This is a genomic window from Pseudochrobactrum kiredjianiae (assembly GCF_030362795.1).
GTDB classification, from domain to species: Bacteria; Pseudomonadota; Alphaproteobacteria; order Rhizobiales; family Rhizobiaceae; genus Pseudochrobactrum; species Pseudochrobactrum kiredjianiae.
The window spans coordinates 101291-125038 of record NZ_JAUCBM010000007.1; the positions used below are offsets into that span (position 1 = coordinate 101291).

General features: G+C 50.8%; 24 protein-coding genes. 13 read left to right on the forward strand and 11 right to left on the reverse strand.

Features of this window, described 5'->3' with window-relative positions; genetic code table 11:
- A complete protein-coding gene (locus QUF18_RS14250) occupies positions 1-891 on the forward strand; it encodes a DUF817 domain-containing protein (RefSeq protein ID WP_289387897.1) in 891 nt (296 codons plus the stop codon).
- Between the two features lie 55 nt (positions 892-946).
- On the opposite strand, the gene QUF18_RS14255 is transcribed toward QUF18_RS14250, so the two are convergent.
- A complete protein-coding gene (locus tag QUF18_RS14255) occupies positions 947-1786 on the reverse strand; it encodes an LOG family protein (protein ID WP_289387898.1) in 840 nt (279 codons plus the stop codon).
- Positions 1787-2159: 373 nt separating this feature from the next.
- On the opposite strand from QUF18_RS14255, the gene dapD reads away from it, so the two are divergent.
- Positions 2160-3014 (forward strand): 2,3,4,5-tetrahydropyridine-2,6-dicarboxylate N-succinyltransferase, encoded by an 855-nt coding sequence (gene dapD, locus QUF18_RS14260; protein ID WP_289387899.1) that lies wholly within the window; start codon positions 2160-2162, stop codon positions 3012-3014.
- A gap of 75 nt (positions 3015-3089) precedes the next feature.
- Here the strand turns inward: dapD and QUF18_RS14265 are convergent, their stop codons facing one another.
- From QUF18_RS14265 to QUF18_RS14275, 3 genes are all read right to left on the reverse strand, one after another.
- On the reverse strand, positions 3090-3305 hold the full coding sequence (locus QUF18_RS14265; RefSeq protein ID WP_289387900.1) for a hypothetical protein: 216 nt from the start codon (positions 3303-3305) through the stop codon (positions 3090-3092).
- Positions 3306-3427: 122 nt separating this feature from the next.
- Positions 3428-3643, reverse strand: coding sequence for a hypothetical protein (locus QUF18_RS14270; RefSeq protein ID WP_289387901.1), 216 nt, complete (start codon positions 3641-3643; stop codon positions 3428-3430).
- Positions 3644-3765: 122 nt separating this feature from the next.
- Positions 3766-3981 (reverse strand): hypothetical protein, encoded by a 216-nt coding sequence (locus QUF18_RS14275; protein WP_289387902.1) that lies wholly within the window; start codon positions 3979-3981, stop codon positions 3766-3768.
- 415 nt (positions 3982-4396) lie between these two features.
- Between QUF18_RS14275 and dapE the strand changes: the two genes are divergently transcribed.
- Both dapE and QUF18_RS14285 read left to right on the forward strand, forming a co-directional pair.
- Positions 4397-5584 (forward strand): succinyl-diaminopimelate desuccinylase, encoded by a 1188-nt coding sequence (gene dapE / locus QUF18_RS14280; protein ID WP_289387903.1) that lies wholly within the window; start codon positions 4397-4399, stop codon positions 5582-5584.
- Positions 5585-5654: 70 nt separating this feature from the next.
- Positions 5655-6260 (forward strand): hypothetical protein, encoded by a 606-nt coding sequence (locus tag QUF18_RS14285; protein WP_289387904.1) that lies wholly within the window; start codon positions 5655-5657, stop codon positions 6258-6260.
- 16 nt (positions 6261-6276) lie between these two features.
- On the opposite strand, the gene truA is transcribed toward QUF18_RS14285, so the two are convergent.
- From truA to def, 4 genes are all read right to left on the reverse strand, one after another.
- Positions 6277-7032 carry a tRNA pseudouridine(38-40) synthase TruA gene (gene truA / locus QUF18_RS14290; RefSeq protein ID WP_289387905.1) on the reverse strand — a complete coding sequence of 252 codons (756 nt, stop codon included), beginning with the start codon at positions 7030-7032 and terminating at the stop codon, positions 6277-6279.
- Positions 7033-7560, reverse strand: coding sequence for a GNAT family N-acetyltransferase (locus tag QUF18_RS14295; protein ID WP_289387906.1), 528 nt, complete (start codon positions 7558-7560; stop codon positions 7033-7035).
- Positions 7557-8507, reverse strand: a complete 951-nt coding sequence (gene fmt / locus QUF18_RS14300; protein ID WP_289387907.1) for a methionyl-tRNA formyltransferase — start codon at positions 8505-8507, stop codon at positions 7557-7559. Before fmt ends, QUF18_RS14295 begins: the two co-directional genes overlap by 4 nt.
- Positions 8508-8588: 81 nt before the next feature.
- A complete protein-coding gene (def, locus tag QUF18_RS14305) occupies positions 8589-9122 on the reverse strand; it encodes a peptide deformylase (protein WP_289387908.1) in 534 nt (177 codons plus the stop codon).
- 231 nt (positions 9123-9353) lie between these two features.
- Between def and QUF18_RS14310 the strand changes: the two genes are divergently transcribed.
- Positions 9354-10541: a DNA recombination protein RmuC gene (locus QUF18_RS14310; protein WP_374807178.1), complete on the forward strand. Its 1188-nt coding sequence runs from the start codon at positions 9354-9356 to the stop codon at positions 10539-10541.
- A 348-nt stretch (positions 10542-10889) separates the two neighbouring features.
- On the opposite strand, the gene QUF18_RS14315 is transcribed toward QUF18_RS14310, so the two are convergent.
- Positions 10890-11141 carry an Rdx family protein gene (locus QUF18_RS14315; protein WP_289387909.1) on the reverse strand — a complete coding sequence of 84 codons (252 nt, stop codon included), beginning with the start codon at positions 11139-11141 and terminating at the stop codon, positions 10890-10892.
- Positions 11142-11214: 73 nt separating this feature from the next.
- Positions 11215-13023: a translation elongation factor 4 gene (gene lepA, locus QUF18_RS14320; protein WP_289387910.1), complete on the reverse strand. Its 1809-nt coding sequence runs from the start codon at positions 13021-13023 to the stop codon at positions 11215-11217.
- 276 nt (positions 13024-13299) lie between these two features.
- Between lepA and QUF18_RS14325 the strand changes: the two genes are divergently transcribed.
- On the forward strand, positions 13300-14289 hold the full coding sequence (locus tag QUF18_RS14325; RefSeq protein WP_289387911.1) for a complex I NDUFA9 subunit family protein: 990 nt from the start codon (positions 13300-13302) through the stop codon (positions 14287-14289).
- 79 nt (positions 14290-14368) lie between these two features.
- On the opposite strand, the gene QUF18_RS14330 is transcribed toward QUF18_RS14325, so the two are convergent.
- A complete protein-coding gene (locus QUF18_RS14330; protein WP_289387912.1) occupies positions 14369-15175 on the reverse strand; it encodes an undecaprenyl-diphosphate phosphatase in 807 nt (268 codons plus the stop codon).
- Positions 15176-15607: 432 nt separating this feature from the next.
- Between QUF18_RS14330 and QUF18_RS14335 the strand changes: the two genes are divergently transcribed.
- The 7 genes from QUF18_RS14335 to dapB all read left to right on the forward strand — a co-directional run bounded on the left by QUF18_RS14335 (position 15608) and on the right by dapB (position 23685).
- On the forward strand, positions 15608-16300 hold the full coding sequence (locus QUF18_RS14335) for a glutathione S-transferase family protein (RefSeq protein WP_289387914.1): 693 nt from the start codon (positions 15608-15610) through the stop codon (positions 16298-16300).
- The gene (gene queG, locus QUF18_RS14340) at positions 16281-17480 is read left to right on the forward strand and encodes a tRNA epoxyqueuosine(34) reductase QueG (RefSeq protein WP_289387915.1); all 1200 of its coding nucleotides are present in this window, start codon (positions 16281-16283) and stop codon (positions 17478-17480) included. Before QUF18_RS14335 ends, queG begins: the two co-directional genes overlap by 20 nt.
- The gene (locus QUF18_RS14345; protein WP_289387916.1) at positions 17480-18391 is read left to right on the forward strand and encodes an NAD-dependent epimerase/dehydratase family protein; all 912 of its coding nucleotides are present in this window, start codon (positions 17480-17482) and stop codon (positions 18389-18391) included. Before queG ends, QUF18_RS14345 begins: the two co-directional genes overlap by 1 nt.
- A gap of 335 nt (positions 18392-18726) precedes the next feature.
- Entirely contained in the window at positions 18727-19731 is a 1005-nt protein-coding gene (mepA, locus tag QUF18_RS14350; RefSeq protein ID WP_374807177.1) for a penicillin-insensitive murein endopeptidase, read from the forward strand.
- A gap of 126 nt (positions 19732-19857) precedes the next feature.
- Complete coding sequence (locus QUF18_RS14355) at positions 19858-20871, forward strand: glucokinase (protein ID WP_289387918.1); 1014 nt, start codon at positions 19858-19860, stop codon at positions 20869-20871.
- A 159-nt stretch (positions 20872-21030) separates the two neighbouring features.
- Complete coding sequence (locus QUF18_RS14360) at positions 21031-22839, forward strand: ABC transporter ATP-binding protein (protein WP_289387919.1); 1809 nt, start codon at positions 21031-21033, stop codon at positions 22837-22839.
- Between the two features lie 45 nt (positions 22840-22884).
- Positions 22885-23685 (forward strand): 4-hydroxy-tetrahydrodipicolinate reductase, encoded by an 801-nt coding sequence (gene dapB / locus QUF18_RS14365; protein WP_289387955.1) that lies wholly within the window; start codon positions 22885-22887, stop codon positions 23683-23685.
- Positions 23686-23748: the final 63 nt, after the last annotated feature.

Sequence of the window (23748 nt, forward strand, 5' to 3'; positions counted from 1 at the left end):
ATGCATAAATCAGTGAACGGAAAACGCCGTTTTACCTCACTCGAGGCGATGATTGATGCAGCCGCACACCGGCTGCTCGATCAGCTGCCCCGTCGCGGCTTGTCCGGTGCACTGGTGGAGTTTCTGGTTTTCGGGCTGAAGCAGGCATGGGCATGTCTGTTCGGCGGCGTCATGCTCGGGTTGATCATCCTCAGCAAATTTCTTTGGGCAGAAGGCTCTGCCCTGCCGCACCTCATCACACGTTATGACTTCCTGTTCCTGTCAGCCGTTACCATTCAGCTGCTGATGCTGCTGTGCCGACTGGAAAGCTTACGCGAAGCTAAAGTCATTCTGATTTTCCATATTGTTTGCACCGCAATGGAAATCTTCAAAACCCATATGGGATCATGGATTTATCCGGAAGAAAATCTGTTCCGTATCGGCGGCGTGCCGCTGTTCTCCGGCTTTATGTATGCCGCAGTCGGCTCCTATATGGCACGGATCAACCGGATTTTTGACATCCGGCTGGCGAACTATCCGCCGCTGCCGCTCACTTTAGCGCTCGCTACAGGCATTTACATCAATTTCTTCAGTCATCATTATTTACCGGATATGCGCTGGCTACTTTTCGCAGTCACGGGGCTGATGTTCTGGCGTACCAGCATGCATTATCGCGTCTTCCGCTTTCGCCATCGTATGCCCCTGCTGCTGGCGTTCTTCCTGACCTCGCTGTTTATCTGGATTGCCGAAAATATCGGCACATGGTCACGCGTCTGGCTCTATCCGGGGCAGCATGACCAATGGGTGCCGGTCTCATTGTCCAAGCTCGGCGCATGGTATCTGCTGATGATTATCTCCGTGGTATTGGTCACCATCATTCATCCGCCGAAAAAGCCGGACGATCAGCCATAAAAAATGCCGGTACAGAGACTGCACCGGCGTTTAATCAATATGATCTGATTAAAAATTAAAGCTGATAATGGTCTTTCACCACAGCCCAAGCTTCATCAGCCGTGTCCACATAATGGAACAGCTCCAGATCTTCCGGTGAGATCGTCCCCTGCTCGGAGAGATAAGGAATATTGATCGCTTTCGTCCAGAACTCTTTGCCGAACAGTACCAGCGGCACACGTTCCATACGACCGGTCTGCATCAAGGTCAGCGTCTCAAACAGCTCATCCATGGTACCAAAACCACCCGGAAAAACTGCAAAAGCCTTGGCACGGAACAGGAAGTGCATCTTGCGCAATGCGAAATAGTGGAAGTTGAAGCACAGTTCCGGCGTGACATAGGCATTCGGCGCCTGCTCATGCGGCAGCACAATATTCAGGCCAATAGACGGCGCACCAATATCGGCAGCACCGCGGTTGCCCGCTTCCATCACACCTGGTCCACCACCGGTCACAACGACGAATTCACGGTAATAGGTAGAGGCCGAATATTCCGAACAGCGACGGGCAAATTCACGCGCTTCTTCATAATAGACTGAATTGGCTTCGAGGTTCTTTTTCTGAACTTCGTTTTTCGCAGCCCATGCTTCACCACCCGGCTCAGGAATACGTGCACCGCCAAACAGCACTACGGTTGATTTAATGCCGCGTTCTTCCATAACCATTTCCGGCTTCAGCAATTCAAGCTGCAAACGGATCGGGCGCAATTCACGCTTGGTCATAAATTCCGTATCACTGAATGCCAGCTTATAGGCAGGTGCACGGGTCTGCGGTGTATCCGGCACCGCCGCCACACGTTTAACAGTTTCACCGGAATTGCTGAAAGGTGTCCAGCCGTCTTTCTCAAGCGGATTCATGCAGTATCATCCTGTTGTGGCAGCACCATAAATCATCACAGCGAGCCACTGTTCGTGTTTTCTTAGAATATCTGAATCAAAAACCGTCAGGTCGCATCGAAAAGGGTGATTTCGAGAACCGGAACGGAGCGTACTGAATGTACGTGAGTACCGGAAACGCAGAAATCGCTCTTTGCAGGTCGGCATGGCGACTTTTGGATCAGATACTGAGGCATATAGTGCAAAAGCGGCATTGCCAAGATTGACCCTGCATTGAGCATAGCCTAATCATTTGCCGAAAATATTTCGTAATTTACATATTTCGTCGTTATTTTCGTCTTAACGCCGAATTAAAACTGAATTAACTGCGTTTTAACGCCTCAGGAGCAGTAATATGTCCCAACTTGATCTGTCAGCTCTCGAAAAAATTATCACAAAAGCTTTTGATGAGCGCGACACAGTGTCGGTATCAACCACCGGAGAAATCCGTGATGCCGTCGCACAATCCCTGTTGTTGCTTGATCAGGGCAAAGTACGCGTTGCTGAAAAACAAGCCGACGGCAACTGGACGGTCAATCAATGGCTGAAAAAAGCAGTGCTGCTTTCATTCCGTCTCAACCCGATGGAAATCATCAAAGGTGGCCCTGGTGAATCCGTCTGGTGGGACAAAGTGGCTTCCAAATTTGACGGCTGGTCTGCGAATGAATTTACGCAAGCCGGTTTCCGCGCTGTACCAAACTGCGTTGTTCGTCACTCCGCTTATATTGCGCCAAATGCCATTCTGATGCCGTCTTTTGTCAATCTTGGCGCTTATGTCGGTGAAGGTACTATGGTGGATACATGGGCAACTGTCGGCTCCTGCGCGCAGATCGGTAAGAATGTGCATCTATCCGGCGGTGTTGGCATCGGCGGCGTGCTTGAGCCATTACAGGCCGAGCCAACCATCATCGAAGACAACTGCTTTATCGGCGCACGCTCTGAAGTTGTAGAAGGCTGCATCATCCGTGAAGGTTCCGTGCTGGGTATGGGCGTCTATATCGGTAAATCCACCAAGATCGTCGATCGTGCGACCGGCGAAGTGTTCTATGGCGAGGTTCCACCTTACTCGGTGGTTGTTGCCGGTACGATGCCGGGTAAAAATGTCCCGGGCGAAAACTGGGGCCCAAGCCTGTATTGCGCAGTTATCGTCAAGCGCGTTGATGAAAAAACCCGTTCAAAAACCTCGATCAATGATCTGCTGCGCGACTAAAATTATTCATGACGACAAAAAGAAAAGCGACAGGCTTCAAGCCTGTCGCTTTTTATTTTCAGACACAAGTCGTTCTTAGCGACGTGTGCTTGCAGGTGAATGATCATCAAAACCATTGGCTGAGCCATCTGAATAAGTGGTAGGCTGTGTGCTTTTAAGGGTGAAGTTAGCAGCGACTGGTGTTGTATCATTGCCATAAAGGTTATCCGGAGTACCCACATTTGGGTTTTCAGCCATAGCAACACCGGCAGTCATAGCAAGAGCGGCAATAGTCAAAGCAATCTTTTTCATTTCAATCTTCCTTTTTAGGTGCCGTTCATTCTGGTCAGGACGCTTGGGAGGTCTGTCTTGGTACACTTCAGAATGAGCGGCAAATCATCTTCATTAAATACTCAGTAAAATTACCGGCCTGATTAGCGGTTGTAGCTGGATGGTGAATTGTCACCAAAACCATTGGCAGAACCGTCAGTATAGGTATTAGGCGCAGTGCTCTTCACAGTGGATGTTGTAACCACTGGCGTCTGATCCTTGCCATAGAGATCAGCTGGCGTGCCCACATTTGGATTATCGGCAAGAGCCACACCGGCAGTCATGGTGAGAGCAGCAACAGTCAAAATAATCTTTTTCATTTCAATCTTCCTTTTTAGGTGCCGTTCACTCTGGTCAGGACGCTTGGGAGGTCTGTCTTGGTACACTTCAGAATGAGCGGCAGATCATCTTCATATAATACGCAGTAAAATTATCGGCCTGATTAGCGGTTGTAGCTGGATGGTGAATTGTCACCAAAACCATTGGCAGAACCGTCAGTATAAGTATTAGGCGCAGTGCTCTTCACAGTGGATGTTGTCACCACCGGTGTCTGGTCATTGCCATAGAGATTGTCCGGTGTGCCCACATTTGGATTATCGGCAAGAGCTACACCGGCAGTCATGGTAAGAGCAGCAATAGTCAAAATAATCTTTTTCATTTTCATATTCCTTGTTCAACTTATGTGAACGTGCTTGGGAGGAGCGCCGTTCCGATGAACATGAGATATGCCTGATTGTTTATGATTTCAACTCACGTAAATTTTACGAAAATTACAAATTTAGAACACATTTCCACAAATGTTTAAATCTTTAATCTAAATTGATAAACAATTACAGTAATTTAGCTGAAAAGATTTTACAATTTCTCAAAAAATCGTCCTTAATCGTTCGCAAATAGCAAACGATCTGTATCTCTTATAGTTCACAAAATGAAGACAATGACACTTTTCTCACGGAAATATTACCATTTGAAAGAGTCCGTTTATTGCGCGAAAAACACATTACCGTGAGAAGTTGAGAGCCAGAACGGAAATTCCGGATGCACCGGTAATCGGCATCTGCTAAGCCTTCATTATGATGACCACATTTGATCCCGCAGAAAATCTCGCCGCTCTGATCCGCTGCCCGTCTGTTACGCCGGCAGAAGGCGGAGCCCTTACCGCTCTTCAGTCAATGCTGGAGCCGCTCGGCTTCCATATAGACCGTCCTGTGTTTACCGCAGAGGGGACGCCGGATATAGAAAATCTCTATGCCCGCCTGACCGGAACCGGCCCTCACCTGATGTTTGCCGGCCATACAGATGTGGTGCCGACAGGTGATTTATCGCTCTGGAAACATCCACCTTTTGGCGCGGTCATCGATAATGGCGAGCTTTATGGCCGTGGCGCAGTGGATATGAAAGGCGGCATCGCCTGCTTTGTTGCGGCAACAGCGCGTTACTTGCAAAAGTTTCCTGACCGCAAACCTAATATTTCATTCCTGATTACCGGTGATGAAGAAGGTCCCGCTATTAACGGCACAGTCAAAGTGCTGGAATGGGCGAAAGCTAAGGGCGAAAAATGGGATGCCTCACTGGTTGGCGAGCCAACTAATCCTGATCGTCTGGGTGAAGCAATCAAGATCGGCCGCCGCGGTTCAGTCACCGGTACGGTTATTGTTCATGGCACACAGGGTCATGTCGCCTATCCGCATAATGCCGATAATCCCGTGCGCGGTATTATGGCACTGCTGAACAGCCTGCTGATACCGGCTTATGATCAGGGCACTGAGAATTTTCAGGCAACCAACCTCGAAATCACTTCGATTGACGTCGGCAATCCGGCCACTAATGTTATTCCGGCCAAAGCAACCGCTTCATTCAATATCCGCTTTAATGACACATGGACTGCAGACAGCCTGCAACAGGAAGTCTCGCGCCGTTTACAAGAAGCAGCGCTGAACAGCCCGTTCAGACAAGGCAAAGCTGAGCCGGTCAATTATGAATTGATCTGGGGTGAAGATCCAAGCCATGTGTTTTTGACCCGCAATGACAAGCTGATTGATGCACTCAATGGCTCGATCAAAGCAGTGACAGGCAAACAGGCAGCGCTTTCGACTTCCGGCGGCACATCCGATGCCCGTTTCATCAAGGATTATTGCCCTGTTGTGGAGTTCGGCCTTGTTGGTCAGACTATGCATATGGCCAATGAGCGCACATCGCTGCGCGACCTTGAAAATCTCACTGCAATTTATGAAAAATTCCTTGAGGACTTTTTCGCCTGATTCATATGCCCTTCAGGTGCCGGTAAAAATACAGGCACCTGAACCTATCCGTCGTTAGCGCAGGGTGCCTATGCCTAGTTTTGAAGAGATTCAGTATTATTTCTCCGCAGTCTGGCGCACGATGACCGGTCATCCGGAAGCGCTGAATGATCTCAATACCGATGCTGATGGTTTCTGGCGGTCGTTTTATGCCATTCTGATTGCCATACCGCCGATGCTGATCGGCTGGGTTGAAATCGCTGCACGTCTTACAGAGAATACGGAAGACAGCGGGGAAACTGCGCTGCGTCTTATCAATACAGCCAAACTTGGTGCGGTTGATATGGTGGTGTGGCTGCTGCCCTTGGTGATTATCGGTTTCCTGAGCCGCAGCCTTGGGTTGGAACGCCGTTTCTCGACCTATGTCGTGGCAACCAACTGGGCCACGGCTTTGTTCGCGTGGGTCTATGCCCCGCTGTCATTTCTTAATCTGCTGCTGCCGGATTTATCAGCGGTGTTTGCCGGTATCGGCTTTGGCCTTTTTCTAGTGACATTACTGCTCAGTTACAGACTCACCCGCGCGGCGCTGCAAAGACCGCATAGTTTTGCAGCACCCTTTTTTGTCTCAGTGATATTAGGCAGCATCATGCTGACAATTATCTTGCAAAATCTGGCAGGGTTTATGCCTGCTTCATGAGCCGCAGGCTTTTGCCTTATAAAATAAGCGAATAATCCGCACCGATCATATAAAGCCCGTGGGCAGGCGCTACCACACCACAGGCTTTGCGATCACGCGCTTCCAGTGCAGCCAGCAAAGTACTCTGCTCCCAGCGTCCCCTGCCAACCTCATAAAGACTGCCAACCAATGACCGCACCTGATTATGCAGGAAAGAGCGGGCAGAAGCACGCACCTCAACCACTTCACCATGACGCTGTACATTCAAAACACCCAGCGTTTTCACAGGACTTTTGGATTGGCATTGCACCGAGCGGAATGTTGTAAAATCATGCGTACCAATGAGTAATTGCGCAGCTTCCTGCATGGCATCGGCATCAAGCTTATGTGATACCCACCACGCACGTTTTGCATCAAGAGCTAATGGTGTACGGCGATTAACAATCCGGTAAATATAGTGCCGTCCTAAAGCGCTGAACCGCGCATCAAAATGATCCGGCACCTTTTCTACATTCAGCAAATAAATACTGTCGCCAGCCTGTGTCAGATAAGCATTCACAGCGTCACGAATTTTGGATGCAGCCCAGTCTCTCGTCAAATCAACATGGGCTGTTTGTGCAAAAGCATGCACCCCTGCATCGGTACGTCCTGCGGTACCCAAAGCAGTGCTTTCACCGCAAAATTTGAAAATCGCAGCTTCAATCGCCGCCTGCACACTCGGCGCATTATCCTGCCTTTGCCATCCGGCATAAGGTGAACCATCATATTCAACTGTCAGACGATAACGCGGCACTCAATTGTCTCCGAATGCAGAAGCATAAATCAGTTGTCCTTGCACAGACTGGCAAGGATCATTATCGGTCAGGCACTTCGCTTGCAAATATTGCGCCGGATAAGCACTTTTAAACCCGGCAGCGCCTTCAACACTATAGCCAAAACTGCCGTAATAAGCAGGATCACCTAAAACAACGCTGAGTTTTTCACCCTGTTGCACGAGCAGCCTGTGGGCTTCCTTCATCAGCGCATGCCCCACGCCTGCCCGTTGATGATCCGGCAAAACTGCGAGCGGTGCGAGTGCAACCGCAGCCAGACGGCTATCCGCCTGTTCAATCCATAAGCGCGAAAACAGAATATGCCCGATGATTGCATCTTCCGCCTCAGCAACCAATTCCAGCACAACATCATTGTCTGCAACCAGTTGGCGCACCAAACGCACTTCATCATTCCCGTTGAAAGCAGCCGCGATCACGCCATCAATCTGAGAGCGATCCTGCTCTCTGACCGGACGGATATCAAACTGCTTGACGGGCGAATGGCTCATGGCAAAACCACACCGCGGCTCAGCTTAACGCCGTTGCAAAACTCAGCAGCGCTCACCAGTTTACCACCGGCCTTTTGCACCAGTGTCAGCGCAACCGCTCCGTCACCGCAAGCAATCACCAGCTGGCCGTCCAGCACTTCACCAGCTTGTGTTTCTCCGGCTTTGCCTGCACCATCAGCGATCACCGAGCGCAGCACTTTTACGCGCTCGAGCTGGCCATTGATTTCCATCTCGCACCAGGCGCCCGGAAACGGGCTCAGGCCACGGATACGATCATGCACAGCCTGCGCCGGTTGCGACCAGTCGATCCGCGCTTCAGATTTTTCAATCTTGGAAGCATAGGTCACGCCATCTTCAGATTGCGGGTTCAGCCTCAGACTGTCGCGCTCCAGTGCCGCCATGGCACGCACCATCAGATCGGCACCGGTAATGCTCAAACGATCATGTAACTCGCCATAGGTCATATTCGGCGTGATGGTGATTTTCTCAACCATGGCGACAGGACCGGTATCCAGCCCCTCATCCATTTTCATAATCATCATGCCGCTCTCGGCATCGCCAGCCATAATCGCACGCTGAATTGGTGCAGCACCACGCCAGCGCGGTAATAGTGACGCATGACCATTATAGCAGCCCAGTGCAGGCGCATCGAGAATGGCCTTTGGCAACAACATGCCATAGGCAACAACCACTGCGACATCCGCATTAAGCTCACGGAAAATCTGCTGTTCTTCTTCGCCTTTCAGACTTTTTGGCGTGAAAACAGGAATGCCGAATTCTTCAGCCTTTTCATGAACCGGTGATTTGGTCAGCTCGAGACCACGGCGTCCGGCAGGGCGCGGTGGTTGGCTGTAGACGGCAACAATCTCATAGCCCTGCCCGATCAGCGCTGTCATCACCGGCACAGAAAATTCCGGTGTGCCCATGAACACAATACGTAACGACATAGACTATCCTAACGAAAATACTGGCCTACGAGACACCGGCCTAAATAACTTCACTGACCTGAGTGAAACTCAAATCGTGCTTCAGATTTTTTTGGCCGCTGCCGGCTCATGGGTCTTGGCCAGTTTTTTGAATTTCTTGATCACCATATCCCGCTTCAGCTTGGAAATATGATCAATGAACAACACACCATCCAGATGATCAATTTCATGCTGCAGACAAGTGGCCATCAGACCTTCAGCCTTGATTTCCTGCGGTTTGCCTTCAATATCCTGATAGGTCACACGCACAGTCGCAGGGCGTTCCACTTCCGCATAATAATCAGGGATCGACAAACAACCCTCTTCATAAGAACTCGGCTCATCTGAGCGCTCAACCACCACCGGATTGATAAAGACATGCGGCTCCGGCGCTTCACCCTCTTTAGCCAGATCAATCACAACCATGCGGATCGGCTCGGCCACTTGAATTGCAGCCAGCCCGATACCCGGCGCATCATACATCGTGGCAAACATATCAGCGGAGAATTTACGCAAATCCGCATCAAAGCGTTCAACCGGTTTTGAAACCTGACGTAAAACCGGATCAGGAAGAAAAATAATCGGCTTAATGGTCATAAGATTTATCCGCTGTTGCAATTGCCGGTGTCGCAATTCATTGAAAATATCGAACACCCGCAAGGCAGGCCTGATCTGAATGATGTCCGATCTAATCTCTCAGCACTCTGCCGTCAATAATTTACATGATCACATCAAAAATCTGTTCACGTTTTATTCTTATATTTACCGCGAATCATGTAATCTTTGCAAATGGAAACATTTTCTGCCTCTGAAACACCGCCGTCCTTTATGGATGTACTCAGCACCATTCCTGCACAGACATTGCTGCTTGCGGCGAGTTTTGTGCTGCTCTTTATTGTCATGCTGGTCTGGCTCTCCGGCCGTAACAGCAGAGCGATGATCCATGCGCAGTTCCAGTCGGAAGAACGCGCGCGGGAAGCAGAAATGCAGATGCACTCCATCCTGAAAAGTCAGGCAGAAATGCAGGGGCGCATTCAGACCATGGCCGAGCTCTTCGGCTCGCGGCAGGCAGAACTGAATAAATCGATCCGCGACCGGCTGGATGGTATGACCAGTCATCTTGGCCGCAGCATCAATGAACAAACCCGTTCAACCCATGAAAACCTAAGCAAGCTGCAAGAGCGACTGGCGGTGATTGATACCGCGCAAAATAATATTCAATCCCTTGCCGGACAGGTCGTGCAGTTACAAGCCATTCTCGCCAACAAACAAACGCGCGGCGCTTTCGGCCAGTCACGGATGGAAGCGATTATTGCCGATGGTTTGCCAATGGGTGCCTATGAATTTCAGGCCACGCTATCCAACGGTATGCGGCCTGATTGTCTTGTACGGATGCCCAATGGCACAGCCTCGCTGGTGGTCGATGCCAAATTCCCGCTGGAAAGCTGGAATGCGCTGAAAGCCTCCGAAACACCGGAAGCCAAACGCCATTACGAACAGCAGTTTCGTCGTGATATGGAAGTTCATATCCGTGATATTGCCGCCAAATATTTCATCAGCGGTGAAACACAGGATACGGCTTTTCTGTTTGTGCCGTCAGAATCAATCTTTGCGGAAATTCATGAGAATTTTGAGGTCATTATCCAGCGGGCACATCGCTCACGCGTGGTGATTGTCTCACCTTCCCTGCTGATGCTCTCCATTCAGGTGATTCAGTCTGTACTCAAAGATGCGCGGATGCGGGAGCAGGCACATCTTATTCAGGGCGAAGTCGTGCGGCTGATGGATGATGTTGCGCGCCTTGATGAACGGGTACGTAAATTACAAACCCACTTCTCGCAAGCGAGCCGCGACATTGATGATATTCTGATTTCGTCCTCTAAAGTCACCCGCCGTGGCGCAAAGATCGAAGCGCTGGAGCTAGGGGATAATACGGACAATCATGAGCAGAAAAAGACACCGGAACAGCCAGCGCTGCACCAGAATGGCGTTTCACAACCTCCACGTTTTTTATAGCGACCAGCTTTGCAGAATCTATTTTTTAAAGCGGCATTCTAAGCCTTTGCAATTGCCCGTTTAAAACCGGATAAGATACAGACAAAAGCTTATTTTACTCAATAAAATTAACTATTTAGTCTTTATTCGCTACAGAAATTAAATGCATAACAGGACATTCCAACCCGTCATACACCAATTATCCGGCGCTCAGCCAAAACCACAATCGCAGAATCTAAAGCTCAAATCTTGCTCCCAAGTCCTTGCCCCGACAAATAAAAAACCGGCCACACAAGGTAACCGGCTTTAATTTCACGATAAAAATCAGTCACTTATGTCTTTATATACAACATAAAGCCCAGAGTCTCATCAGCCCTTCACTGTCTCACGGATACGTGCGACCAACGCATCGGTTTCCGGAAAGCCGTTTTCGACTTTACGATCCCAAACAATCTGATCATTCAGGCGGATAATGTAGTTGCCGTCGCCACCAGGGATAAGTGCAATCTCACCGACCTCATCACCGAATGCCTGCAATAATTCCTGTGCTGCCCAGGCAGCGCGAAGCATCCAGTTGCACTGGATGCAATATTCAATCGTAATACGTGGTTTAGTGGTCATATTGAAAATCCCATATCTGGTTAAAGCAAACCCGCCAAAAGGCGGGTCTGTAAAAACTGTTATTTTGAAGTGATTATTCATCACCCATTTTAAGCGCCTGAATGAAAGCTTCCTGAGGAATTTCCACTTTACCGAACTGACGCATGCGCTTCTTACCTTCCTTCTGTTTATCCAGAAGTTTGCGCTTACGCGAGATATCGCCGCCGTAACATTTCGCTGTCACGTCTTTACGCAGAGCCGAAATGGTCTCACGCGCCACGATACGTCCGCCGATTGCCGCCTGAATCGGAATCTTGAACATATGCTGCGGGATCAGTTCTTTCAGCTTCTCACACATCACACGACCGCGTTTTTCAGCAGCCGAGCGGTGTACCAGCATCGAAAGCGCGTCAACCGGCTCGTCATTGACGAGGATCGACATTTTCACCAGATCGCCTTCTTTATATTCCGACAGATTATAGTCGAAAGAAGCATAACCCTTAGAAATCGACTTCAGACGATCGTAGAAATCAAACACCACTTCGTTGAGTGGCAGTTCATAAGTCACCATCGCACGCGGGCCGACATAGGACAGATCCACCTGAATACCGCGACGCTCCTGACAGAGTTTCAGGATCGAACCCAGATATTCATCCGGCGTCAGAATTGTCGCCTTAATCCAAGGCTCTTCGATGGAAGTGATTTTCACCACATCCGGCATATCCGCCGGATTGTGCAGTTCTTTCACCGAACCGTCGAGCATATTCATGCGATAGACAACCGATGGTGCGGTTGCAATCAGATCAAGATTGAACTCGCGCTCAAGGCGTTCCTGAATGATTTCAAGATGCAACAGCCCCAAGAACCCGCAGCGGAAACCAAAGCCCAGCGCCGCCGATGTTTCCATCTCAAAGGAGAAGCTCGCATCATTGAGACGCAGCTTGCCCATAGCGCCACGCAGGTCTTCAAAATCAGCCGCATCCACAGGAAACAGGCCGCAGAACACCACCGGCTGCGCCGGTTTAAAGCCTGTCAGCATATTGGCTGTCGGGCGCTTGTCCTCAGTGATCGTATCACCAACGCGGGTATCCGCAACTTCCTTAATCGAAGCGGTGATAAAACCAAGTTCACCCGGCCCCAAATCCTCAACGGATAGCATTTTTGGTGTAAAAACGCCGACGCGCTCTACCGGATATTTAGCACCCGTGCCCATCATACGGATGGTCTGGCCTTTTTTCAGCACGCCATCAATAATGCGCACCAGCACGATCACGCCGAGATAAGTGTCATACCAGCTATCCACCAGCATGGCTTTGAGCGGCGCATCGCGATCGCCCTCTTTCGGTGCCGGCAGACGATTAACAATCGCTTCCAGTACATCAGGAATACCGATGCCGCTTTTAGCGGAAATCATAACAGCATCCGATGCATCGATACCGATCACATCTTCAACCTGTTCTTTCACGCGGTCAGGATCAGCTGCAGGGAGATCAATCTTATTCAGCACAACAACCAGATCGTGATTATTGTCGATCGCCTGATAAACATTGGCCAGTGTCTGCGCTTCCACGCCCTGTGAGGCATCAACCACCAGCAGCGAGCCTTCACAGGCCGCAAGCGAGCGGGAAACTTCATAGGCAAAGTCAACGTGTCCCGGTGTGTCGATCAGGTTGAGAACATAGTCCTCACCATTTTTCGCACGATAATTCAAACGCACGGTCTGCGCCTTGATCGTGATGCCGCGCTCGCGCTCGATTTCCATCGAGTCGAGCACCTGCTCTTTCATCTCACGATTTTCAAGGCCACCGGTCTGCTGAATCAGACGGTCGGCAAGGGTCGACTTCCCATGATCAATATGGGCGACGATGGAAAAATTCCGGATATGGTCAAGTGGTGTGCTCATGCGCGCGATTTAGCAGCAGAATTGCGCAAAGGCAAAGGGGTTTCGTGCAAATCGGGGCAAATCAGGGCTTAAAGTTCAATCTTTCGGGGTATGGAGCATTATGTCCCCTTTGCGAAGCAGCAAAAAACCAGTAAAGCGGTGCAAAAAGCTGGTAATGCGCTTAAAAGCTTTAAGCAACAGCATGAAAGAGTTTACGGTTCTGCGGGCATAACACTGATAAGCAGTAGCCTTAAGAGTCGTAGAATGCCGCAATAGGACCGGCGCAGGAGACAGGTCATGGACACGCAAACGCTTAATCACCGTACATCCCCAAAGCTGGTTACAGTTTTCGGCGGCTCAGGCTTTGTCGGGCGTCATGTGGTTGATGCACTGGCACGTCGCGGCTTTCGCGTCCGCGTTGCTGTGCGTAAGCCGGAAGTTGCCTATTATATGCAGCCGCTCGGCAATATCGGTCAAATCCAGCTGGTACAGGCCAATATCCGTCATCGCTGGTCAATTGAACGTGCTGTCAAAGGTGCGGACTATGTGGTCAATCTGGTCGGCATCCTGTCTGAAAGCGGTAAACAGCGCTTCAACACTGTGCATGCAATTGGTGCAAAACACGTAGCCGAAGTGGTCGCAGCTGCCGGTCTGCCGCTGTTGCATATGTCTGCACTCGGTGCAGACCTGAAAAGCGCATCGGAATATGCCCGCACCAAGGCCGAAGCTGAACGTCAAGTACTGAGCATTAAACCGGATGCAATTATTCTGCGTCCGAGTGTTGTTTTCGGCCCTGAAGATCAGTTCTTCAATAAATTCTCCAGCATGTCGCGTTTCTCGCCATTCATGCCTTTGATCGGCGGCGGCAAAACACAGTTCCAGCCGGTTTATGTCGGCGATGTGGCTGAAGTTATTGCCCGTGCAGTGGAAGGTAAATTGCAGTCCGGCAAGACCTACGAGCTGGGCGGTGCAGAAGTGCTGACACTGCGTCGTTGCATGGAACTGTCGCTAGAAGTGATTGGTCGCAAACGCATGTTTATCAATCTGCCTTGGTGGGTTGCGAGCCTGCAGGGCAAAATTCTCGGCCTGCTGCCAAATCCACCGCTGACCAGCGACCATGTTAAACTGCTGAAAAGCAATAATGTGGTTTCACAAGAAGCCGCCGATGCTGATCTGACATTGGAAGGTCTGGGCATCAAACCTCAGGCTGTGGATGCGATCCTGCCGTCTTATCTCTGGCGCTACCGTGCGCTGGGTCAGTATGACAAAGCAAGTCTGGCACGCTAATCCAGACCTTATTACCCGAATAAAACAAAGGCCCCATTACGGGGCCTTTTCTGTATCACGCTTATATTGTTTTGAAACCTCAGCCCCAAACCAGTAATGCAGCCAGTCCGGCAGAACCTACAATCAGGCGCCACCAGGCGAATACCGCAAAACCGTGACGGGACACATAATCCAGCAGATAACGCACAACAATCACACCGGAAATAAAGGCCGCGGCAAAGCCGATACCGATCTGCGCCATGTCATTGGTTGAGAGCAATGCGTGGTTTTTATAAAGATCATAGGCAAAAGCACCGGCCATTGTCGGCATTGCCAGAAAGAATGAAAACTCTGCCGCAGAGCGTTTATCCGAACCCATCAGCAAAGCGCCGACAATGGTGGAACCGGAACGCGATACACCCGGAATCATGGCCAGACACTGCACAGCACCAATCGCGAAACACATTTTCAGCGGATATTGCGTCACATCATTATAGCGCGGGCGCAGCGGCAGACGATCAACCCACAGCAAAATAAACCCGCCGGCAATCAGCATGATACACACCAGCATCGGCGTCTCAAACAAAACCTGTTTGATATAGCTATGTGCAAAAGCACCGATCACTGCCGCAGGCAAAAATGCCAGCAGAATGCCCCCCACAAAACGCCTTGCGCCTGCATCACGCGGCAAATCAGTGATCAATTTCCACAAACGCCCGAAATAAACACTTAAAATTGCGAGAATAGCGCCCAGCTGAATCAGCACTTCAAAAGTGCGTCCGGTGGATTCAAAGCCTAAAAAATGCCCCGCCAGCAAAAGATGGCCCGTAGACGAGACCGGCAGGAACTCTGTCAGACCTTCCAGAAGACCGAGAATCGCAGCCTCGAATATTGCCCATGCGTCCATAATGCCGAATACCTTTGTCTGCGTTATCTCAATATTGCTGCCGGATCTGACAGGCTTTAAGTAGCTGTTTTATACAGAGAACCTGTCAGCAAGCTGAAAGTGAATAAAAACATTTGCCCTGCCTTAAATTTAGCCTGTTCAAATGTTTGTACTCAAAATGCATTTCATTTCTATGTAACGCACCCGTCCTAACTAATTATTTATAGGAAGCACCTATAATTACGTGAAATGCTTCGCAACTGTATTTTTCTTTCGCCTGCGGCTCCATCTACCAATCGCTTGCGGCTCAGGCTAAAACCCTGTGAATTGACCTTCATTGAGGTCTGCCTTCTTCACAGATCAGCTGCAAGCTGACAGACCATTCAGGCTGCTTACCGGTTCTGCTCATGACGTGACCGGTAACAGCCACATCTGAAAGTACTATCGACCCACATGCTCACGCTGTTTCACCATCCGATGTCCACAACCTCCCGTTATATCCGCCTTATTCTCAATGAATATGGCGTGGAAGCGGAAATGATTGAGGAACGTCCGTGGTCACGCAGAAAAGAGTTTCTGGCGCTCAATCCGGCGGGCACTCTGCCGGTCTTGCTGGCTGAAAATGACTGGCCGGTTGTCGGTGCTACTGTGATTGCAGAATATATGGACGAGACACGCGGCGCATTAAAACGCAACCGCCGCCTGCTGCCAGAAACTCCGATGGAGCGCGCCGAAGTGCGCCGTCTCGTTGACTGGTTTCTGATCAAATTTGAAAATGAAGTCACCCGCCACCTTGCCCGCGAGCGCGTATTCAAATTGCAGATGTCGCAGGAAATGGGCTCCTCAGCACCGGATTCCACCGCAATTCGCGCAGCCCGTGCTAATATCCGCCAGCATTTGCGTTATACTGACTGGCTTGCCGCCACACGCAACTGGCTGGCCGGTGATACGCCGAGCTATGCCGATATGGCAGCCGCCGCTGGCATCTCTGTTCTGGATTACTTAGGTGAAATTGAATGGGCAGAGCACCGTGCTACCCGTGAATGGTATGCACGCATGAAATCCCGTCCTTCTTTCCGTCCGCTGCTCGCTGATCGCGTACGCGGCATTTTTCCGGCATCTCATTATGGCGACCTCGATTTCTGATCACACACCAAAGAAACCGCTGCCCAAGAGTGATGAGCCGTCTGCTGTCCGTCTGAAACGCTTTTTAATGGAAGAAGCGGCAGCGGTCGGCTTTGATGTTGTGGCCATTACCACACCGGATGCTATCCCTGAGGCACCACAGCGGTTGCGCTATTTTCTGGATCGCGGCCACCATGGCTCAATGGAATGGCTGGAGGAGACGGCTGATCGTCGTTCAAACCCAGCTGAGTTGTGGCATGAGGTGCGTTCCATCGTCATGCTGGCGATGAATTACGGCCCCGACCATGATCCGCGTGCCTTACAAGACAAAAAAGACTGCGGCGCAATTTCGGTCTATGCACAGAACCGCGACTATCACGATATTATCAAAGGCAAACTCAAACATATGGCCAGCCGCTTTGCTGCGCGTACCGGCCATGAGGTGAAAGTCTTTGTAGATACGGCGCCGGTGATGGAAAAGCCGCTGGCCGTGTCTGCCGGTATGGGCTGGCAGGGCAAACACACCAATATGGTCAGTCGTGACTATGGCTCATGGCTGTTTCTCGGTTCGATTTTCACGACCGCTGATCTGGAACCGGATCATACTGGCAAAGACAGCTGCGGCAAATGCCGTGCCTGCCTCGACGCCTGCCCGACCAACGCTTTTCCTGCGCCCTATCAGATTGATGCACGGCGCTGCATTTCTTATCTCACGATTGAGAATAAAGGGCCAATCCCGCACGAATTCCGCGCCATGATGGGCAACCGCATCTATGGGTGTGATGATTGCCTGTCCGCCTGCCCGTGGAACAAATTTGCCCAAGTGTCCCGCGAGGCTAAATTACAGGCGCGTGAAGAGTTGAAAGAACCACCGCTGGAACAGCTTTTGCAGCTGGATGATCCGGCGTTCCGCACACTCTTCAGCGGCTCACCGGTCAAGCGTATCGGTCGCGACCGGTTTATCCGCAATGTTCTGATTGCAGCCGGTAATTCAGATAATCCCGCCTATCTCCCGATCATTGAGCAATTGCTGGATGATCCGGTGCCCGTCACCCGCGGTGCTGCCGTCTGGGCATTATCGCGCCTTGCATCGGAACCGGAATTTTCACGCCATAAAAACCAGTATCTTCCCCTTGAACAAGAGGCGGAAGTGATTGAAGAATGGCTGCATGCTTCAACGCAGAACGAGAAAGACCAATAATGCATATTTTTCTGTTTGGTACCGGCTATTCCGCGCATTATTTTGTGGAGGCACTGCGACAAAATCCGGCAGCCAATATCCGCTCGGTCACCGGCACTATCCGCCGCCCGGAGCAAGCAGAAGCGCTGCGCGAAGCTGGTATCAATCCGGTCTTTTTTGATGCAGAACAGGGCTTGAATGCACAATTGCTCGATGAGTTAAATCAGGCAACGCATATCGTCTCCTCGGTTGCGCCGCTGACAGGCAGCGCTGAGGATACAGACCCGATTTTGCGCCTGATGCCGGAAGGCTTACTGCATTACGCGCCACAAGCACGCTTTATCAGCTATCTTTCAACCATCGGTGTTTACGGCGATTATCAGGGCGCATGGGTCGATGAAAATTCAGAACTAAAACCGCTTTCCGCGCGCTCTGCTGCCCGCGTAACCGCTGAAAAAGAATGGCTGACACAGGTTGAGAATACAGACATTGCCTGCGCGATTTTGCGTATTGCCGGTATTTACGGCCCGTCGTTTCAGGGGCAGGCACGCAACGCTCTGGCCAGCATCAAACAAGGTCGCGCCCATCGTCTGATCAAAAAAGACCATGTTTTCAACCGCATCCATGTTGAAGATATTGGCGGTGCATTGGCACATCTCAGCATTAACACTCTTGGCGGCATCTATAATCTTGCCGATGATGAACCGGCAGCGGCACATGAAATTATTTCCTATGCCGCGGACTTGCTGGGAGTTACGCCACCGCCAGCGATTAATTATGAAACAGCAGAATTGACCCCGATGGCACGCTCCTTCTATCAGGAGTGCAAACGCGCTTCCAACGCAGCGCTGAAAGCAACAGACTATACTCTGCGCTATCCGAACTATCGCACAGGCTTGCAAAAACTACATCAAAACGGTGAAGGTGTCTGAACACTGACCACCTGTGATATTTTTACGCTTGCCAGCTAGAGCGGTTTACGTTCAGATTAGATCATGGCGCTCGCTCTAGTTTCTTTAGTTTGTCGCATTCTTACGGACTGTCCAAGTTGATCCAACTTGACTGTAAAATGCTCTAAAGCATGTCGCAGCTAAATGTATTCATTTAGCGTTCGCGAACATGCGATAATTAAAAGAATCTAGAGCGAGCGCAGTGGGTACGATTAAACGCAACACGCTCTAGAGCAACGCAGTTGATGCTATGCTTATATGAATTGAATAACCGGAAACCTGTTCTCATGTCATTCCGTCCCCGCTCCTTCTCAGCGATGCTGTTGAGACTCACTCTGGCAGCAACTCTTTCAGCCAGCGCATTATTTTCGGCACAAGCTGATCAGCCTGCAAAACAGGCTTTCGGCTCGGTCAAACTACCCTCCGTTACAGCGCCGGAATCTTATGGCTTCTATTCCAAAGGCTGCATCAGCGGTGCGGTCGCATTGCCTGTTGACGGTCCGAACTGGCAGGTGATGCGCCTGTCCCGCAACCGCAATTGGGGACACCCGAACCTGATTGCTCTGCTGGATAAATTGTCCCGTGATGCCGCCAAGACCGGCTGGAACGGCCTGCTGGTCGGCGATATTTCACAGCCGCGTGGCGGCCCGATGCTGACCGGTCATGCGTCGCATCAGGTTGGACTTGATGCCGATATTTGGTTATCGCCAATGCCAAACCGCCGCTACACCAATCAGGAGCGTGAGGATGTGAGCGCGATTACGATGCTCAAACCAAATTCGCTTTATGTTGACCAGAATAAATGGACACCGTCACGTACCGCGCTGCTCAAACATGCCGCAAGCTATCCGGAAGTGGAGAGGCTTTTTGTCCATCCGGGGATTAAGAAACAACTGTGCGAAACCGTAACCGGTGATCGTCGCTGGCTGGCAAAAGTGCGCCCTTATTGGGGTCATCACTATCATTTCCATGTTCGCCTGCGTTGTCAGGCCGGATCACCGGACTGCAAACCACAGGAACCGACCGGCAAAGATGATGGTTGCGGCAAGCCACTGGACTGGTGGTTTACCGATGAGCCGTGGAAACCGGCAAAACCTGCCAAGCCTGGTGAAAAACCAAAGCCACCGAAAGTCATGATGGTTTCACAACTGCCGCAGGCCTGTGCAACTTTGCTCAATGCACCTGCTCCGTCCTCTGTGAAAGAAGTGACCTACGGTCTGGCGAATGGCGGAAAAGCTTCCGCACTCCAACCAGATCTGGCACCGGCTTTTGCTCCACCGACACCACCTGCATCTGTCCCGCTGCCTGCTGAAAAACCATAGTGCTTTGATTGGCGGAACTATGCGCTTTTCTTCCGCCAGTCCATCCGATATACAATTAAAACGATTTAGTGTGGTTTCACACGGAACTGCATCAGAAAATAACCAGAGTGAGAAGCAGTATTAACAATGCCAAATATCGATCCGAATTTTGTTTTTCCTGTCCTTATCGGTGATATCGGCGGCACCAATGCCCGCTTCGCCATTCTGGTGGATTCCTATGCAGAGCCAAAAGAATTTCCGGTTCTGCTGACGAAAGATTTTGAAACTCTGGAAGATGCCATTCAGTCCGTTGTACTGGATCACACCTCTATCCAACCACGATCAGCCGTTATCGCCATTGCCGGTCCGGTAGAAGGTGATGAAATTCCGCTGACCAATTGTCATTGGGTGGTTAAACCCCGCCAGATGATGGAACGGTTCAATCTGCAGGACATTACCGTCCTCAATGATTTTGAAGCGCAGGCTCTCGCCGTTGTGTCGCTTGATGAGCAGCATCTGGAAAATATCGGCGGCGAAACCAGCCATCCGAATGGTAAGCGTGTCGTTTTGGGACCGGGCACCGGCCTTGGCGTTGCAGGTCTGATCCGCTCGCGCCAGACATGGGTGCCGGTTCCGGGTGAAGGCGGCCATGTGGATTTCGGCCCGCGCTCAGAGCGCGATCTGCAAATTTTCCCGTTCATTGAAAAAATTGACGGCCGTGTTTCTGCTGAACAGCTTCTGTGCGGCCGTGGCTTGCAGCATATTTATCAGGCGATCTGTCAGGCAGACGGCATCAGCGCTACCCTGATTACGCCAGCCGAAATTACGGATGCCGCTTTGGATAAGAGCAATCCGCAAGCTACTGAGACATTAGAGCTTTTCGTGATTTATCTTGGTCGTCTGGCCGGTGATCTCGCTTTGATCTTCATGGCACAGGGCGGTGTTTATCTGTCCGGTGGCATCCCACAGCGTATTCTTTCCGCCCTTCGTACCGGTAGTTTCCGCGCAGCATTTGAAGATAAAGCGCCGCATCAGCTTATACTTAAATCCATACCTGTCTATGTGATTACGCATCCGCGCGCCGCTATTGCCGGTCTCTCAGCCTATGCCCGTACACCGTCCCGTTTTGATATTCATACGGACGGCCGCCGCTGGCGCTGATCTGTTTATCTTATACGAAAAGTCTTAAATTGAATTGACCATGCTTTCACACAAGGCATGGTCAAATGCTTTCTACAGCTTTATAGAAAAGCATGACTGACAGGAACAACAAGTCCTGATGGTCAATTCCGATAACCAGCAGCAGGATTATCCCTGACCGTGAGTTTATTTAAAAAGAAGAAAAAGATCGATCCGGCAGAAACCACACAGATGATCCGTCGTGTGCTTTCTGAAAATTTTTCCGATCACAAAATCTCTTATGCTAAAGCCATTGCTGGCTCTCTGATGATTTCAGGCGCAACCGTTTTTGTCGGTTATATTATGCGCGATGTCATCAATGATATTTTTTACAAGCAACGCGCAGACCTTATTATCTATATTGCCGGTTCTATCCTGCTCGCTTTTATTATGCGCGGGCTCGGCAGCTATATTCAGGCGGTACAGCTCGCCAAAATCGGAAATAATCTGGCAGCCATTTATCAGAAGCGCGTCTTCGCGCATCTGATGAAACTGGGGCTGAATTTCTATAATGATCATCGTTCCGGTCATCTCGCCGCGCAAATCAACCAGAATATCGGCGGTATGCGTGACCTGATGAATATGACTATAACATCCGTCGCCCGCGATGCAGTGATGCTGATCGGCTTGCTTGGTATTATGATTTATCAGGAGCCTTATCTGTCGCTCTACTCACTATTGATTGCGCCTCCGCTGGTTTTGACCGTAACCTATGTATCGCGCCGCATCCGCACTGTAACCCGCGAGGTCGTGCATCTGAACTCGCATTTGCTTGGCGCGATGCAGGAGACGACACAAGGTATTGCCATCGTCAAAGCCTTCACGATGGAAGATCAGCTGCGCGGTAAAATCAACGGACTGATCGAGCAGGCAGAAGCCCGCTCCAACAAAATCGCCAGCGTTTCAGAGCGTGTTACGCCGATCTCAGAAATCCTCGCCGGTATCGCAATTGCCTCTGTGATTGCCTATGCCGGTTATCGCGCCATTGCTGAACAGCAACCGCCGGGCACCATGTTTGCTTTCATCACATCAATGATGCTGGCCTATGATCCTGCACGTCGTCTTGCACGTTTGCAGGTCAGTCTGGAACGTGCACTGGTCAATGCGCGGATGATTTATGAAATCCTCGATCTGAAGCCAGCGCAATCAGACCGCCCTGATGCCTGTGACTTGCAGGTTAAAGCAGGCACAGTACAATTTGCTGATGTGCATTTTGCCTATCATCCGAAAGACAACCCTGAATATCAGCAGGTTCTCAAGGGGATCAGCTTTATTGCTAAAGCCGGTGAAACGACCGCGATTGTCGGGGCATCAGGCGCTGGCAAATCCACTCTGATTACCCTGCTGCAGCGCTTCTATGATGTTGATAGCGGACGCATTCTTATCGACGAACAGGATATTGCCGGCGTGACGGTCAATTCGCTGCGTCGCTCGATCGCCTATGTTTCGCAGCAGCCTTATTTGTTTGAAGGGACGATTGCCGATAATATACGCTATGGCCGTCCGGATGCTTCGCAGGATGATATTGTTGAGGCTGCAAAACTGGCCAATGCGCATGAATTTATCATTCGTCAGCCACTCGGTTATGACAGTCCGGTAGGCGAAAACGGTGTCACGCTTTCAGGCGGTCAGCGTCAGCGTCTGTCTATTGCGCGCGCTATTGTGCGCAAAGCACCGATCCTGCTTCTGGATGAGGCAACATCAGCGCTCGACAATGATTCTGAGAAACGTGTGCAGCAGGCGCTGGAAACTATCATGAAGGATCACACAACGATCGTGATTGCTCATCGTCTTTCCACTGTGGTCAATGCAGATAAAATCATTGTCATGGAAGCCGGTAATATTGTGGAAGAAGGCCGTCATACGGATCTCGTCACCATCGAGAACGGTGTCTATGCACGTTTTTACAAGCTGCAATCCGCCCCTCAAAATGAACCTCTGATCGGATAAGTGATGACTGCATCTGTTTCAACCTCCCAGAGCTCCCCGGCTCCGATGCGTCTTGTTGTAACCGGCGCCTCAGGCCGCATGGGTAAAGCACTCATTCGTGCGATCACAGACAATCCGGCAACAGTGCTATCCGGCGCGATCGTTCGTGAAGGCTCTGCGCTGATCGGGCAGGATGCAGGTGAAATGGCAGGCGCAGGCAAAAACGGCATCCTGATTTCAGCTGATCCGTTGCCGATTTTTGCGGAAGCCGAAGGTGTGCTGGATTTCACAACACCCGCAACAACACTGGTCTATGCAGCCTTGGCTGCGCAGGCGCGTATTGTCCATGTCATCGGCACCACCGGGTGCTCTGAAGACGATGAGGAAAAAATCCGCGCCGCTGCGCGTCATGCAACAATTATCAAGTCCGGCAATATGAGTCTGGGCGTTAATCTGCTCTCCGCTTTGGTGGAACAGGCGGCGCGCGCACTGCCGTCTTCAGCTTTCGACATCGAAATCCTTGAAATGCACCACAAGCATAAAGTGGATGCGCCTTCCGGCACAGCACTCTTGCTTGGTGAAGCCGCAGCGCAAGGGCGTGATATCAACCTCAGCGATCACAGTGTTCGTGTGCGCGATGGCCATACCGGCGCACGCGAAGACGGCACAATCGGTTTTGCAACTTTGCGCGGCGGTTCCGTCATCGGCGAACACTCAGTGATGTTTGCGGGCGCGTCCGAGCGCATCACCCTCACCCATCAGGCGCAGGAACGTTCTGTTTTTGCAGAAGGAGCCGTTGCAGCTAGCCTGTGGGGACGCGGCAAAAAGCCTGGCCTTTATTCAATGCGCGATGTACTCGGCCTTTAAACCCTCTCATAGATTTTGTTTTTGAACTGAAACACGCATCTTACACATCTGTTTCATAGTCCT